The organism is Streptomyces niveiscabiei (assembly GCF_001419795.1).
Taxonomy (GTDB): domain Bacteria; phylum Actinomycetota; class Actinomycetes; order Streptomycetales; family Streptomycetaceae; genus Streptomyces; species Streptomyces niveiscabiei.
Map to the genome: position 1 here is coordinate 1 of NZ_LIRL01000476.1, position 13,963 is coordinate 13,963.

The window sequence follows — 13,963 nt, forward strand, 5'->3', positions numbered from 1 at the left end:
GGGTGCGGTGAGTCTGAAAACTCGCTCTTGAAAGCCTGAACTCCCAGTAAACAAGGGCCAGTTCAAGCCGTTGACTTGATGCACTCATGACAATGGACGGCACTCGGTGTCACTCTTCTGTCTCGCGTTCACCGTTTCTTCACGCACGCATCAGGCGACACCCCCCACCTGCGTTCCGTCCCGCCACGGCCTCTCGACCAGAGGTCGACCGCAGAAGGAGACCCCTTTGCCTCGGCGACCCCGACTCCTCCCCCGGCGCAGACGCGCTGCTCTCCTCGCCCTCACCGCGGCCGGCGCCCTGCTGGCCGTCGGCACCCAGACCGGCGGCGCCACGGCCGCGCCCGACGCCACCGGCCCGCAGAAGATCAGCGCGACACCCCGCGCGGGCGCCGCGCAGCTCGCCCTGACGCCCGCTCAGCGCACGAGCCTCCTCAAGAGCGCCACCGCCTCGGCCGCGACCACCGCCCGCAGCCTCGCCCTCGGCGCNNGTCCTCGGCGGCGACCTCGTCGTGCACACCGCGACCAGCGGCCGTACGACGACGTCCAAGGCGTACGAGGCGAAGCTCGCCGTCCCCACCCTCACCCCGAAGATCTCCGCCACGACCGCCGCAGGCAAGGCGCTCGGCGCCGCGAAGAACGCGGACGTGGCCAAGGGCGAGACCGAGAAGGCGCCCCGGCTCGTCGTCTGGGCCGGCGAGGGCCGGCCGGTCCTCGCCTGGGAGACCACCGTCCACGGCACCCAGGCCGACGGGACCCCCAGCGAACTGCGCGTCGTCACCGACGCGGCCTCCGGCAAGCAGCTCGTCGCCGAGGAGGAGGTCCACACCGGCACCGGCACCGGCCAGTACAACGGCACGGTCCCGCTCGGCTCGACGCTGTCCGGATCGACGTACCAGCTCGTCGACGGCGACCGCGCCGGCCACCGCACCTACGACCTCAACCAGGGCACCTCCGGCACCGGCACCCTCTTCACCGACGCCGACGACGTCTGGGGCAACGGGCTGCCGGGCAACCGGCAGACCGCCGGCGTGGACGTCGCGTTCGGCGCCGCGGCCACCTGGGACTACTACAAAGAGGTCTTCGGCCGCAACGGCATCCGCAACGACGGCGTCGCCGCCTACAGCCGCGCCCACTACGGCAGCTCCTACGTCAACGCGTTCTGGCAGGACTCCTGCTTCTGCATGACGTACGGCGACGGCGCGGGCAACAACAACCCGCTCACCTCCCTCGACGTCGCCGCGCACGAGATGACCCACGGCGTCACCGCCGCCACCGCGAACCTCGACTACTCCGGTGAGTCCGGCGGCCTCAACGAGGCGACCTCCGACATCTTCGCCGCCGCCGTCGAGTTCTACGAGAACCTCCCCGCCGACCCCGGTGACTACCTCGTCGGCGAGAAGATCAACATCAACGGCGACGGCACACCGCTGCGGTACATGGACAAGCCCTCCAAGGACGGCTCCTCGCACGACTACTGGAGCTCCGGCCTCGGCGGCGTCGACGTCCACTACTCCTCAGGGCCCGCCAACCACTTCTTCTACCTGCTGAGCGAGGGCAGCGGCGCCAAGACCATCAACGGCGTCTCCTACGACAGCCCGACCTCCGACGGCAAGCCGGTCACCGGCATCGGCATCCAGAACGCGGCGAAGATCTGGTACCGGGCGCTGACGACGTACATGACGTCCTCCACGAACTACGCGGGCGCGCGCGCCGCCACGCTGTCGGCCGCGACCGACCTCTTCGGCGCCTACAGCCCGACCTACCTCGCCGTCGCCGACGCCTGGGCCGGGATCAACGTCGGCAGCCGCATCGCCCTCGGCGTCAACGTCGCGCCGATCCCCGCGCAGGTCTCCGGGGTCGGCCAGAGCGTCTCCCTCCAGGTCGACGCTTACACCACCAACACCGGGTCCGCGCTCACCTACGAGGCCACCGGGCTGCCCGCCGGGCTCTCCATCAGCCCCACCGGCCTCATCTCCGGCACCCCGACGACCCTCGGCACCAGCGACGTCACCGTCAAGGTCACCGACGGGACCGGCGCGTCCGTCTCCCAGACCTTCAGCTGGCGCGTCGCCAACATCTACGCCAGCTCGACCCGCGTCGACATCCCCGACAACGGGGCCGCCGTCGAGTCCCCGGTCACCATCACCGGCCGGGCCGGGAACGCCTCCGCCACGACCGAGGTGTACGTCAACATCGTCCACACCTACCGGGGTGACCTCACCGTCGACCTCGTCGCCCCCGACGGCACGGTCTACTCCCTGCTGAACCGCGCCGGCGGCTCCGCGGACAACGTCGACCAGACGTTCACCGTCAACGCGTCGTCCGAGACGGTCAACGGGACGTGGAAGCTGCGGGTCCAGGACCGGGCGTCGATCGACGTCGGGTACATCCAGCGGTGGCAGATCACACCGTGACGTCCTTGAAGTGACCGCGCCCGGCCCCTTCTCCGAGGGGCCGGGCGTATCGGTGTCTGCGGGGCGGGTTCAGGTGAGCGTGACCTCCCAGGTGTCCACCGCGAAGTGCACCGTCATTCCGTGGCGCGCGTACAGCGCCGGTGCGCCGGTCGTGTTGTCGGTGTCCACGCCCAGGCCCACCGTGTCCCGGCCCCGTGCGGCGAACGTCGCGAACGCGTGGCGCAGGAGCAGGCCCGCGAGCCCTTGGCCGCGCGCTTCGCGCAGGACGCCGATGCTGCGGATCCAGCCCATCGCCGTACGGTCGTTGCGGGCGAGCAGGAAACCGGCGTCACCGCCCTGGTCGGTGCCGGCGATCCACACCAGCGACCAGTCGACCCCCTCGCCGTCGATGTCGTGGAACCACTGCTCGTACGTCCGCGGCTGGAAGTCGAAGTGCTCGGCGAACGTGGCCAGGTAGAGCGCGTGGACGACGCGCCGGTCCGCCTCGCCGCCGCAGGCCCGCAGCCGTACGCCGCCGGGGAGCTCGACGGGGAGGTCCCGCCCGGGAGAGACGGGCCGGTGCAGGACGTGGTACCGGCGTACGACGTCCCAGCCGCGAGCCGTCAGCACCTCCTGGTCGAGCGTCGCGCGGACGTTGAGGTAGAGGTGGACGACGGCCCGCTCGGCCCCGTTGGCGCGGGCCTTCTCCAGGGCCCTCGCCTCCATCGCGGCCAGGACGCTCCGGCCGGCCTCCTGGTGCTCGGGGAGGACGTAGTGGTCGACGTCGATCCGCTCGCCCTGCGACTCGTCCCACAACAGGCCGTACACGACGAGGCGTTCACCGTCGAAGGCGAGCCACGAGTCGCGGGCCAGGTCGGTGTCGGGGTGCTTGAGGTCGGCCTCGACGGTGTGCTGATCCGTCTCGGGCCGACCGACCTCGATCACGTCGATCGCGTTGAGGAGACCGGTGATCTCGGGGGCGTCTTCGAGGGTGGCCGGGCGTATGAGGTACGGCATGCTGCCAGGGTCCGGGGGCGGGGCGGGCGCCGCAAACGAATTTCGCGCGGGGAGCCGGCCGGGGCCCTCCGGTGTCGCAGGTGAACTTTCGGCGACTCGAACTCCAAGGCGTGGCAATGGAGTTGCCAGCGTGCGGCACGGCGGGGGCAAGCCGTCGGGCAAGGTGGGCTGGGTTCGGTAAAGGCGTCTATCCGCGTAGAACCTCCGAGTGCTGTCATGTGCGCGACCGCCCGGACCGTTGCCGGGCCTTCGTCGGGAGACCTCCAGATGTCCCGTACCACTCGCCCCGTGGTGACCGCCCTCTCCGCCTTCGCCCTCGCCGCCGCCGGACTCACGTTCACGGCCGGTACGGCGCACGCGCAGTCGTGCAGCCAGTCGTACCTTCCCCTCCCCGACCCCTCCTGCCAGCCCGGCACCCTCAACCCCGATGTCACGCAGGACACCATCGGCTCCACCATCTGCGTCTCCGGGTGGACCGCGACCGTGCGCCCCTCCAGCTCGTACACGACCGCCCTGAAGAAGCAGCAGATCGTCGAGTACGGCTACAGCGACACCAGCACCTCCGACTACGAGGAGGACCACTTCATCCCCCTCGAACTCGGCGGCGCCCCCAAGGACCCCGAGAACCTGTGGCCGGAGCCCGAGTACGGCGACAAGACCGCCGGTAACAAGGACACCGTCGAGAACAGGCTCAAGAAAGCCGTCTGCGCGGGCCAGGTCAGCCTGACCGACGCCCAGAACGCGATCGCCTCGGACTGGACGACGGCGCTGTCGGACCTCGGCCTGAGCTGACCCGGCCCGGCGGCGGGGGTGGTCAGGTCTCCTGGAGCGGCGCGTACGCGTCCGCGGACAGGCCGAACGTCCAGGCCACCCCCTCGCGCGCGGTGCGCGTACCCGGCGGCACCCGCAGCCAGTACACGTTCCGCGAACCGTCCGGCTCCGGCGTGGAGTTGACGACCTCGACCATCACCACGGGCTCGTCGATCCCCATCTCGATCCGCCACAGGACACCGGTCCGATCCCGGTGGACCGGCCGCGCCCCCGAGTCGGCGAGATACCGCTCGTACCCGTAGAACTCCAGCATCACGCGCCGCAGTTCGGCGTTCTCCTCGGCCTGGATGCGCTGCGGCACCAGGGTCCGCAGCTCGTCGAGGAAGCCCGGCGGCACCGGCATCCCCCGCCACGCGCACAGCGCGAACCCGTCGGGGAACGCCAGCGCCGGACCGTCCCCCCGGTCGAGCCGCCCCGCCTCGTCACGGTGCAGCTCGACGGGCCGCTCGCACACGACGGCGACCTTCTCGAAGGCCCACCACCAGCCCGCGCTGCGGCAGACCTCGGCGAGCCCGTCCAACGGCCCCTCGGCATCGCCCGCGAACGCCGCCAGCCACGGCGCGTCATGCTGCCCCAGCATCGCGTCCAGCAGGATCAGCCGGGCCTGTCCCGCCCGCTGCCTGCCGACCTCGTCCAGCACCCCCTCCCTGATCCGCTCGACCAGCGACTGCGTCAGCTCCCACAGCCGCCCGCCGGTCGCGGACCAGTGCGCGGCCCACCCCTCCGGACCCAACTCGCTGTGCATGCGCCGCCGTTCGACCGCCCACGGCTCACTGCGCACGGCCTCGCGGACACTGGCCCCGGGGTCGGTCAGCGAGCCGACCACGGCCACGCCCTCCAGGGGCGAGCCCGCCCACAGGATCCGCTCCGGCTCGGCCAGCCCCGCCCGCCGGTAGGCGAGCCGGACGCCCGCCTCGGCCCGCTCCCGGTCCGCCGCGACCGCCGCCGCCGCGCAGGCACGCCACTCGTTCACGTTCATCCCCACAGCCCCTCAGTCCGCCACGATCCGCACCGACCCGGGCACGTACTCCCGCTGCCGGACCACCCGGTACCACCCCGCCGGGAGCACGATCGTCGCGTGCTCCTCGTGCACCACCCGCCCGCCCTGGGGCACATGCAGCAGCATCGGCCCGAACGGCCCCGGCTCCCGCACGAGTTCACCCGGACCCACCACCGCGTGCGCGTGCCCGGTCACCTCGCCCAGCGCCAGCACCAGCCGTCCCCGCCCGTCCCGCGCCTCTCTCGGCGCCCGCTCCACATGCGCCGCAGCGGCCTCCTCGGCGACGGACACGATCAGCACGTCTCCCTGCCGGTACATGGACACACCGTTGCTCAGAGCCTCAGCGGCTCTCAGCATTCCGGGCTTTTCGGCCCGGAAGGTCCGTCTCGTCACCAAAGCGTGAGGGCTTGGGCTTGAGTACGGTCTCTCGCTTCCGTCTGCCGCCGCTGGTGCGGCAGGGTTGTGCCACCTGCCCGCTCCGCGCTCGCCTCGCGGCGGGTGCGGGTGGTGCGGGTCTTGCGGTCGGCTCCACGAGGCTTCGGCACCACCGGGGTGGTGTCCTGGTCTCCGGCCACTCCGGTACCAGTCGTGCAGGCTGCCGCGAGTGCGGCGAGGTTGCGGGCCGAGTTGTCGTCCCGGTCGATGACCAGNNGCGGGTGGCGTGGCGTTGGCGGGTCTTGTAGGTGAGCTGGCGGCGGATCTCCCCGAAACCGGCATCGGCGATCCGGCGGGCCAGACCCCGGTTCTTGAGCATCCCGGCGACGTTGAGATCCTCGACCACGATGGTGCCGTACTCGGCCGCGACGCTCGTGGTGAGCTTGTGCAGGGCGTCTTCGCGAAGGTTCGCGACCCGGTGGTGGACCTTGTTCCGGGCGGCGTTGGCCTTCTCCCACCGCTTCGACGGCTTCGCCCCGGTGCGCCGGTCGGGGCCCCGGCGCCGGGAGACGGTGCGGGAGGCCCGGCGCAGTTGCCCCAGTGCCCGTTCGTCATGCTTCGGGTTGGCGACGGTACGTATCTCGCCTGCGCTGTCCCCCAGCACCGCCAGGGTCTTCACGCCGAGGTCGATACCGACCGCCACGTCCGGACGCGCCACGCGCACCAGGTCGCGCTTCACCTCGGCCTGGAACGAGGCGAACCAGCGTCCGCGCTCATGCCGGACGGTCGCCGACAGGATGCGGGCCGTCCCGGCCTGGACACGAGTGAGAAGCTTGGCCGTGGGCTCATGCGTGCGGATCGTGCCCAGCCTTGGCAGGGTGACGTGCCGGCCGCCGGCGTCGACGCGGATCGTACCGGTGGTGAACCGGCAGGCATCACGCGCCTTCCGCTTCGATTTGAACCGGGGTGCGTTCACCCGCTTGCCGCGCCGGTTGCCGTTCTTCGACTTGGCGTAGTTGTCGAACGCGGACGACGCGTTCGCCAGGCCGGTGGAGTACGCCTCCTTCGAGTTCTCCTCCCACCACCCGGAGAATCTCGGGTCGGTGTGCTTGGCCTCGTTGAACGCCTTCCGCAGGGAGGGCAGCGACCACGGCCGCCATGGCGTCAGCGACTCTTCGGGGATGCCGTATGTCTCCTCGGCCTTGCGCTGCCACCACGAGGCGGTGACCCAGCCCACGGCCCAGTTGTACGCGGCACGCGCGGCGCCGCAGTGCGAACGCAGTGCGGCCTCCTGGGTGGCGTCGGGATCCAGCGCGAAGCGGTACGCCTGGACCACGGATCCGGGCTGGGGCCGGAACTTCTTCACTCGGCGCCCTCGCCGGTCGCCACGGCTACCGCGCGGGCGACCCGGGTCTTCGCCGCCCGACGCCCGTACAGGCGCGCACACATCGAGGTCAGTGCTTCGGTGATGTCCCGCACCAGGTCGTCGGCGATCTCCGCGGGGTCGAGAACGACCAGGCGCCGGCCGGACGCCGACAGCACGGCCTCCAGGTGCTCGACGCCGAACCGGGCGAGGCGGTCGCGGTGCTCGACCACGATCACGGCAACGCCCGGATCGGACAGGAGACGGTGCAGTTCGCGGCGGCGTCCGTTCAGTCCCGAGCCGACTTCGGTGACGACATCCGCGACCGGCAGACCAAGTCCGGTGGCTCCCTGGACCACGCGGGCGACCTGCCGGTCGAGGTCCGGCTTCTGGTCGGCCGAAGAGACACGGCAGTACGCCACAACCCTCCCGAACACCTCTGTGGCGACCTCGTCGACCAGCCACGTCCCGGACGGCGTCTGGCGTACAGGGACCGGCATGCGGCCCTCTTTCGCCCACGTCCACGGGGTCTGGTAGTGCACGCCGTTACGTGTCGCCCACTGAGAAAAGCTGAGATTCACTGATGAACCCTGTAACAGTTGTCAGCCCCCTCCAACTCGACCGCGGCACACCTGGCGCCGCCCTCATGACCACGACCGTACGACCCACCACTGACAACGCCCCCGAACCCGCCCCCGGCACCGCGCTGTCAGTGGCGGTTGGTACAACTTGCGGCAACAGGCCACACCCGCCGCGAGCATGGAGCCGTCGCATGACCGTCCACGAGCACCTGAAGACCTTCCACGAGCTGCCGGTGCACGCGGCGCCGCACCCCAAGGACACCAGGCGCCAGCCCGCCGCGGACTCCGTCGCCTGGCGCGTCGCGAGCCACGTGTACGAGCACGACCAGGAGTGGACGGCAGCCTTCGCCCGCTTCCTCGACAGCGTCGACAGTGCGAAGGTGAAGGCGATCGTGGTCGGCGCCTGGGAGGAGGCGTACGAGACGGACCCGGCGACCGTGATCGAGGCGATCATCGCCGCCAAGGACCGGCTGCCCGCGCTGCGCGCCCTGTTCCTCGGGGACATGACGTCCGAGGAGTGCGAGATCTCCTGGATCCACCAGACGGACGTCACCCCGCTCCTGACGGCCTTCCCGGAACTGGCGGAACTGGGCACGCGCGGCGGCCAGGACCTGGCCATCGACGGCGTCACGCACACCGCGCTGCGCCGCCTGACCATGGAGTCCGGCGGCCTGCCCGCGAGCGTGGTGCGCGGGGTCGCCGCCTGCGACTTCCCGGCCCTGGAACACCTCGACCTGTGGCTCGGCACCCCCGACTACGGCGGCGACGCCGAGATCGCCGACCTGGAGCCGATCCTGTCCGGCGCCCGCCTGCCGAGCCTGCGCCACCTCGCCCTGCGCAACAGCGAGATGCAGGACCAGGTCGCAGCGGCCGTCGCCGCGGCGCCGGTCGTCGCCCGCCTGGAGACCCTCGACCTGTCGATGGGCATCCTCACCGACGACGGCGCCGCCGCCCTCCTCACCGGCCAGCCCCTCACCCACCTGAAGACGCTCGACCTGCACTACAACTACCTGACCGCTCCCGTGCGCGAGCGCCTCACCGACACCCTGACCCCGGCCGGCGTCGACCTCTTCCTCGACCGCGACGACGCGGAGGACGACGAGGAGGACGACGGCACGGTGTGGCGTTACGTGGCCGTGGGGGAGTGACACCGATGCCGCCCGCGTTCACGGTCGTCGGCAACCCCGAGAACCGCCGCGTCACCCTCTTCACCGACGCGGCCCGCGCGGCCGGCCTCCCGGCCCCGCGCATCCTGGCCTGGGCGGACGTCCTCACGGCGGGCGGCGCCGACTTCACCCCCGGCGAACTCGTCCGCCTCGACTCACCCGGCGAGAACCCCGGCGTCGACCGCGCCCTGCGCGCCGCCGACGACCCCACCCGGGTCGAAGGCTCCGCCCGCTGGTACGACGCCTTCCTCGCCACCCTGGCCACCCTGCGCGGCGGCACCCGCCTCGACGACCCCGACGACCTGGCGGTGCTGTTCGACAAACGCCGCTGCCACGCACGCCTGACGGCGGCCGGAGTCCCCGTCCCGTACTCGCCCGCCACCGACGTCACCGGCTGGGACGACGTCCGCGCCCTGATGCGCGAGCACCGCATGCCGAGGCTCTTCGTGAAGCCCGCGCACGGCTCCTCCGCGTCCGGCGTCCTCGCGGTCGAGACGGCGGGCGGCGGCCGGATCCGCGCGACCACGTCCGTCGAACGCGCCCCGGACGGGCGGCTGTTCAACTCCCTCAAGGTCCGCCGCTACGACAGCGAACGCGAGATCGCCGCGATCGTCGACCGGCTCGCCCCCGACCGCCTCCACCTGGAACGCTGGTTCCCCAAGGCGTCCCAGCGGGCCCGCGCGGCGGACCTGCGGGTCGTGGTCGTCGCCGGACGCGCCACGCACGCGGTGGTCCGCACCAGCGGCTCCCCGCTCACCAACCTGCACCTGGGCGGCCGTAGAGGCGACCTCGACGAGGCGCGCGCGGCGGTCGAGGAGGCGGGGGCGCGCTGGAGCGACGTCCTCGGGGTGGCCGAACAGGCCGCCGCCTGCTTCCCGCGCACGCTGTGCGTCGGCGTCGACCTGCTGCCGGCGGTCGGCTGGCGCGGCGCCGTCGTCGGCGAGGTCAACGCCTTCGGCGACCTCCTCCCCGGCCTCACGGGCCTGCCCGGCAGCGGCGCGGAGGGCCTCGACACGTACGCGGCCCAGATCCGCGCCGCACCGGCCCACGCCCGACGGCTCACCGCCAACCCCGCCCGGAACCACGGAAGAACCACCCATGCACACGCCTGACATGGCGAGGATCGTCGGCAGCCACGACCTCCTCCTCGTCACCCTCGACACCCTGCGGTACGACGTCGCCGCCGAACTCGCCGCCGAGGGCCGCATCCCGCACCTCGCCCGCCACCTCCCCGACGGCCGCTGGGAGGAACGGCACGCCCCCGGCAGCTTCACCTACGCCTCCCACCAGGCCATCTTCGCGGGCTTCCTGCCCACCCCGGCCGCCCCGGGCCCGCACCCGCGCCTGTTCGCGGCACGCTTCGCGGGCAGCGAGACGACGGCCGACGGCACCTTCGTGTACGACACCCCCGACCTGGTCTCCGGCCTGGCGAACGAGGGCTACCGCACGGTGTGCGTCGGCGGCGTCGGCTTCTTCAACCTCCGGGGCCCGCTCGGCACGGTCCTGCCCGGCCTCTTCCAAGAGGCCCACTGGGAACCCGAGTTCGGCGTCACCTCACCCCACTCCTTCGAGAACCAGGTCACCCGCGCCGAACAGGTCGTCGCCGGACTCCCGCAGGACCAGCGGCTGTTCCTCTTCGTGAACGTCTCGGCCCTGCACCAGCCCAACTGGTTCCACCTCCCCGGCGCCACCCGCGAGGCCGGAGACACCCGCGCCACCCACGCCGCCGCCCTGGAGTACGTCGACCGGCACATCGGCCGCCTCTTCACCGCCGCGAGCAGCCGCCGCCCCTGCTTCACGATCGTCTGCTCCGACCACGGCACGGCCTACGGCGACGACGGCTACACCGGCCACCGCCTGGGCCACCCCTCGGTGTGGACGGTGCCGTACGCCCAATTCGTCCTGAACCAGGGGGAGACAGCGTGACCACGAGCCCCTACCAGTCGTACGTGTACGCCTACCCCCACAAGACGGCGTACCGGAAACTCGACGACCGCCCGCCCCTCACCAAGCTCTGGGCGGACGAACCGACGAACGCCCTCTCCCTGTACTTCCACATCCCCTTCTGCGAAGTCCGCTGCGGCTTCTGCAACCTCTTCACCCGCATCGGCGCCCCCGACGGCCTCACCACCGCCTACCTCGACGCGCTCGAACGCCAGGCTAAGGCAGCCCGCGAAGCCCTCACCGAACCCCGCTTCGCCACAGCGGCGTTCGGCGGCGGCACCCCCACCTTCCTGACCGCCGCCGAACTCGACCGCCTCTGCGACCTCGCCGAACTCCGCATGGGCGCCGACCTGAAGGCCATCCCCCTCTCCGTCGAGGCGTCCCCCGCGACCGCCACCGCCGACCGCCTCCAGGTCCTCGCCGACCGCGGCACCACCCGCCTCAGCCTCGGCGTCCAGAGCTTCGACGACACCGAGGCGCGAGCCGCCGTCCGCCCGCAGAAGCGCGCGGACGTCGAGGCGGCGCTCGGCAGGATCAGGGACGCCCGCATCCCCGTCCTCAACATCGACCTCATCTACGGCATCGACGGCCAGACGGACGCGAGCTGGCTCAACTCCCTCGACGCGGCGCTGGCCTGGCACCCCGAGGAGCTGTACCTCTACCCCCTGTACGTCCGCCCCGGCACCGGGCTGGGCCGCCGCGCGCCCGACGCCCCCGACCCGGCGTGGGACCAGCAGCGGCTGCGGCTCTACCGGTCGGGCCGCGACCACGTCCTCGCCCGGGGGTACGTCCAGCACTCGATGCGGATGTTCCGCCGCGCGGACGCCCCGGACCAGGGCGCCGACGACTACGCCTGCCAGACGGACGGCATGGTCGGACTCGGCTGCGGGGCGCGGTCGTACACGCGGGAGGTGCACTACTCCTTCGACTACGCGGTGGGGATGAGCGAGATACGCCAGATCATCGACGACTACGTGGCCACCGAGGACTTCGCACACGCGGAGACCGGCTTCGCGATGGACGACGACGAGCGGCGGCGCCGGTATCTCCTGCAATCCCTGCTCCAGGCCGAAGGGCTGCCCGCAGAAGGCCAACGGGAGCACTTCGGGCCGGAGTTGACGCGCATGGCCGAACGCGGCTGGCTGACGGAGACGGACGGTCGGCTGAAGCTCACCCCCGAGGGCCTCGCGCACTCCGACGCGATCGGGCCCGAACTCTTCTCCCCGGCGGTACGCCACCGCATGGCCGCCTACGAGAGGAAGTAGCCCCCGCGATGGACCTCACCCTGCTCTACCGGGGCCCGCTCGCCTCCTGCGACTACGACTGCCCCTACTGCCCGTTCGCCAAGCGCCGCGACAGCACAGCCCAACTCCGCGCGGACCGCGCCGCGTTGGACCGCTTCACCGACTGGGCCCGGCACCAGACCGACGACCGCCTGAGCATCCTCTTCACCCCCTGGGGTGAGGCCCTCACCCGCTCCTGGTACCGCCGCGCGCTGGTCGCCCTCTCCCACCTCCCGCACATCCGCCGCGTCGCCGTCCAGACCAACCTCAGCTGCCGCACCGACTGGCTGACCGACGCCGACCCCGACACCCTCGCCCTGTGGTGCACCTACCACCCCGGCCAGACCCCCTACGACCGCTTCCTCGCGAAGTGCCACGACCTCGCGGCGCAGGGGATCCGCTACAGCGTCGGCATCGTCGGCCTGCCCGAACACCTCGACGCGGCACGGCAGTTGCGCGCCGCCCTCCCCGACCACGTCTACCTGTGGGTGAACGCCGCCGAGGGCCACACCTACGACGACGCCTCCGCCGCCGACTGGACCGGCCTCGACCCCCTCTTCCCGTACAGTCGCCACCCGCACCCCAGCGCCGGACTCCCGTGCCGCACCGGCGAGTCGGTGATCTCGGTGGACGGCGAGGGGACGGTCAGGCGCTGCCACTTCGTCCGCGCCGAACTCGGCAACCTCTACGACGGCTCCTACCGGGCCGCGTTGCAGCCGCGCGCCTGCCCGCTCGCCGTGTGCGACTGCCACATCGGGTACGTGCACCTGGAGACCCTCCCGCTGTACGACGTGTTCGCGGGAGGGGTCCTGGAACGTATCCCTACGGCTGCCGCGCGAGCCGCAGGGTGAGGATCTGGAACGGCCGCAGCGAGAACCGGACTTCGTCGCCGGCGTGTTCCGCCGACTCGCCCTCCAGCGGGCGTTCCAGCAGGTCCGTCACCGTGGCCGAGGCGAGCGGGAAACCGGCCGTGAGGGTGGCGCGGGCGCGTGTGCCCCGGGACTCGAAGAGGCGGACGATCACGTCGCCGCTGCGGTCGTCGGCGAGCTTGACCGCCTCGACCACGACACCCTCGTCATCGACGGCGACCAGCGGGGCGACCGTCGCCGAGCCCTGGACCGTGCGCTCGGCCAGGTTGAACCGGTACCCCTCGCGCACCGCGTCCGCGACCTGGGCGCCGATCAGCAGGCCGTAGGACAGGCGGTGCGTGCCCTGGTCCTGGTCGGGGTCCGGGAAGAGGGCCGCGCGCAGCAGGGTGAGGCGGATCGTGGTCGTCGTGCCGCCGTCGGCGCGGACGTCACGCGTGACGTCGTGGCCGTACGAGGAGTCGTTGACCAGGGCCGCGCCCCAGTCGCGCTCGCCGACGTGCAGGTAGCGGTGCGCGCAGATCTCGAACTTGGCGGCGTCCCACGTGGTGTTGGTGTGGGTCGGGCGCTCCACGTGGCCGAAGGGGATCTCGGCGGTGGAGTGCGCGGCGCGGACGTCCAGGGGGAACGCGGCCTTGAGGACCTTCTCCCGCTCGTGCCAGTCGACGACCGTGTCGACCGACAGGCGGCGCGAACCGGCGGGCAGGGTCAGCGTCTGCTCGATCCGCGAGTCGCCGAACACGCGGACCACGTGGACGCCGTCCTCGGTCGCCGTGACCGACTCGGCCTCGGTGAGGTCGCGGACGGAGTTGCGGTAGAAGACGTCCAGGTCCCAGGCGTCCCACTGGTTCGGGAAGTCCTGGTGGAGCTGGAGGAGGTTGCCGACCGCGCCGGGGGCGAGGGCCTCGCGGTCGGCTTCGAGGTCGTAGGCGGAGGTGACGAGGCCACGGGAGTCGATGGTGACGCGGACGATGCCGTTGTCGAGGACGAACGTCTGATTATCAGACTCGACTTCCTTGAGGTGCGGCTTCACCGGCGTCTCCGGCAGCCCCTCCCGAGGCACCGCCCCGAACGCCGCCACCCCGCCCCGCGCATGCGGAGCCGCGTTGAAGACGACCGTCCCCTCACCTTCCCCGGCCAGCGC

11 protein-coding genes and 4 pseudogenes are annotated in these 13,963 nt (G+C 71.9%); 8 read left to right on the forward strand and 7 right to left on the reverse strand.

What is annotated here, in order from left to right; genetic code table 11:
* Positions 1-226: 226 nt before the first annotated feature.
* Together AOK24_RS51005 and AOK24_RS22875 are read left to right on the forward strand one after the other, a co-directional pair.
* Positions 227-486, forward strand: a pseudogene (locus tag AOK24_RS51005) (M4 family metallopeptidase); the annotation flags it as partial.
* A gap of 2 nt (positions 487-488) precedes the next feature.
* Positions 489-2,414: pseudogene (locus AOK24_RS22875) on the forward strand (M4 family metallopeptidase); the annotation flags it as partial.
* A 69-nt stretch (positions 2,415-2,483) separates the two neighbouring features.
* On the opposite strand, the gene AOK24_RS22880 reads toward AOK24_RS22875, so the two are convergent.
* Entirely contained in the window at positions 2,484-3,410 is a 927-nt protein-coding gene (locus AOK24_RS22880; RefSeq protein ID WP_055721944.1) for a GNAT family N-acetyltransferase, read from the reverse strand.
* Positions 3,411-3,677: 267 nt separating this feature from the next.
* Between AOK24_RS22880 and AOK24_RS52315 the strand changes: the two genes are divergently transcribed.
* Complete coding sequence (locus AOK24_RS52315) at positions 3,678-4,202, forward strand: hypothetical protein (RefSeq protein ID WP_055721945.1); 525 nt, start codon at positions 3,678-3,680, stop codon at positions 4,200-4,202.
* Between the two features lie 22 nt (positions 4,203-4,224).
* On the opposite strand, the gene AOK24_RS22890 is transcribed toward AOK24_RS52315, so the two are convergent.
* From AOK24_RS22890 to AOK24_RS22905, 5 genes and pseudogenes are all read right to left on the reverse strand, one after another.
* The gene (locus AOK24_RS22890) at positions 4,225-5,220 is read right to left on the reverse strand and encodes a DUF6745 domain-containing protein (protein WP_055721946.1); all 996 of its coding nucleotides are present in this window, start codon (positions 5,218-5,220) and stop codon (positions 4,225-4,227) included.
* A 12-nt stretch (positions 5,221-5,232) separates the two neighbouring features.
* Positions 5,233-5,559: a hypothetical protein gene (locus tag AOK24_RS22895; protein WP_055721953.1), complete on the reverse strand. Its 327-nt coding sequence runs from the start codon at positions 5,557-5,559 to the stop codon at positions 5,233-5,235.
* A gap of 71 nt (positions 5,560-5,630) precedes the next feature.
* Positions 5,631-5,891 (reverse strand): annotated as a pseudogene (locus AOK24_RS51020) (IS607 family element RNA-guided endonuclease TnpB); the annotation flags it as partial.
* A 2-nt stretch (positions 5,892-5,893) separates the two neighbouring features.
* A pseudogene (gene tnpB, locus AOK24_RS22900) lies at positions 5,894-7,063 on the reverse strand (IS607 family element RNA-guided endonuclease TnpB); the annotation flags it as partial.
* A complete protein-coding gene (locus tag AOK24_RS22905; protein ID WP_055721947.1) occupies positions 6,979-7,560 on the reverse strand; it encodes an IS607 family transposase in 582 nt (193 codons plus the stop codon). The gene AOK24_RS22905 and the pseudogene tnpB, both read right to left, overlap by 85 nt.
* A gap of 191 nt (positions 7,561-7,751) precedes the next feature.
* Between AOK24_RS22905 and AOK24_RS22910 the strand changes: the two genes are divergently transcribed.
* From AOK24_RS22910 to AOK24_RS22930, 5 genes are read left to right on the forward strand one after another with little or no spacing between them, the layout of a single operon-like run.
* Positions 7,752-8,708: an STM4015 family protein gene (locus AOK24_RS22910; protein WP_055721948.1), complete on the forward strand. Its 957-nt coding sequence runs from the start codon at positions 7,752-7,754 to the stop codon at positions 8,706-8,708.
* 5 nt (positions 8,709-8,713) lie between these two features.
* Positions 8,714-9,838 (forward strand): STM4014 family protein, encoded by a 1,125-nt coding sequence (locus tag AOK24_RS22915; protein ID WP_055721949.1) that lies wholly within the window; start codon positions 8,714-8,716, stop codon positions 9,836-9,838.
* Position 9,839: 1 nt separating this feature from the next.
* Positions 9,840-10,652: an STM4013/SEN3800 family hydrolase gene (locus tag AOK24_RS22920; protein ID WP_206191253.1), complete on the forward strand. Its 813-nt coding sequence runs from the start codon at positions 9,840-9,842 to the stop codon at positions 10,650-10,652.
* Positions 10,649-11,935 (forward strand): STM4012 family radical SAM protein, encoded by a 1,287-nt coding sequence (locus AOK24_RS22925; RefSeq protein ID WP_055721951.1) that lies wholly within the window; start codon positions 10,649-10,651, stop codon positions 11,933-11,935. The genes AOK24_RS22920 and AOK24_RS22925 overlap by 4 nt, the downstream gene beginning before the upstream one ends.
* A gap of 8 nt (positions 11,936-11,943) precedes the next feature.
* Complete coding sequence (locus tag AOK24_RS22930) at positions 11,944-12,804, forward strand: STM4011 family radical SAM protein (protein ID WP_055721952.1); 861 nt, start codon at positions 11,944-11,946, stop codon at positions 12,802-12,804.
* Here AOK24_RS22930 and AOK24_RS22935 read toward each other — a convergent pair.
* The coding region (locus tag AOK24_RS22935) for a glycoside hydrolase family 38 C-terminal domain-containing protein (protein WP_240554068.1) at positions 12,776-13,963 on the reverse strand (1,188 nt) is incomplete at its 5' end. The two genes, AOK24_RS22930 and AOK24_RS22935, sit on opposite strands and share 29 nt — an antisense overlap.

Coding starts and splice junctions, on each gene's coding strand:
- AOK24_RS22880 (WP_055721944.1), bottom strand. CDS start 3,410: ATGCCGTACCTCATACGCCCGGCCACCCTCGAAGACGCCCCCGAGATC.
- AOK24_RS52315 (WP_055721945.1), top strand. CDS start 3,678: ATGTCCCGTACCACTCGCCCCGTGGTGACCGCCCTCTCCGCCTTCGCC.
- AOK24_RS22890 (WP_055721946.1), bottom strand. CDS start 5,220: ATGAACGTGAACGAGTGGCGTGCCTGCGCGGCGGCGGCGGTCGCGGCG.
- AOK24_RS22895 (WP_055721953.1), bottom strand. CDS start 5,559: ATGTACCGGCAGGGAGACGTGCTGATCGTGTCCGTCGCCGAGGAGGCC.
- AOK24_RS22910 (WP_055721948.1), top strand. CDS start 7,752: ATGACCGTCCACGAGCACCTGAAGACCTTCCACGAGCTGCCGGTGCAC.
- AOK24_RS22915 (WP_055721949.1), top strand. CDS start 8,714: ATGCCGCCCGCGTTCACGGTCGTCGGCAACCCCGAGAACCGCCGCGTC.
- AOK24_RS22920 (WP_206191253.1), top strand. CDS start 9,840: ATGGCGAGGATCGTCGGCAGCCACGACCTCCTCCTCGTCACCCTCGAC.
- AOK24_RS22930 (WP_055721952.1), top strand. CDS start 11,944: ATGGACCTCACCCTGCTCTACCGGGGCCCGCTCGCCTCCTGCGACTAC.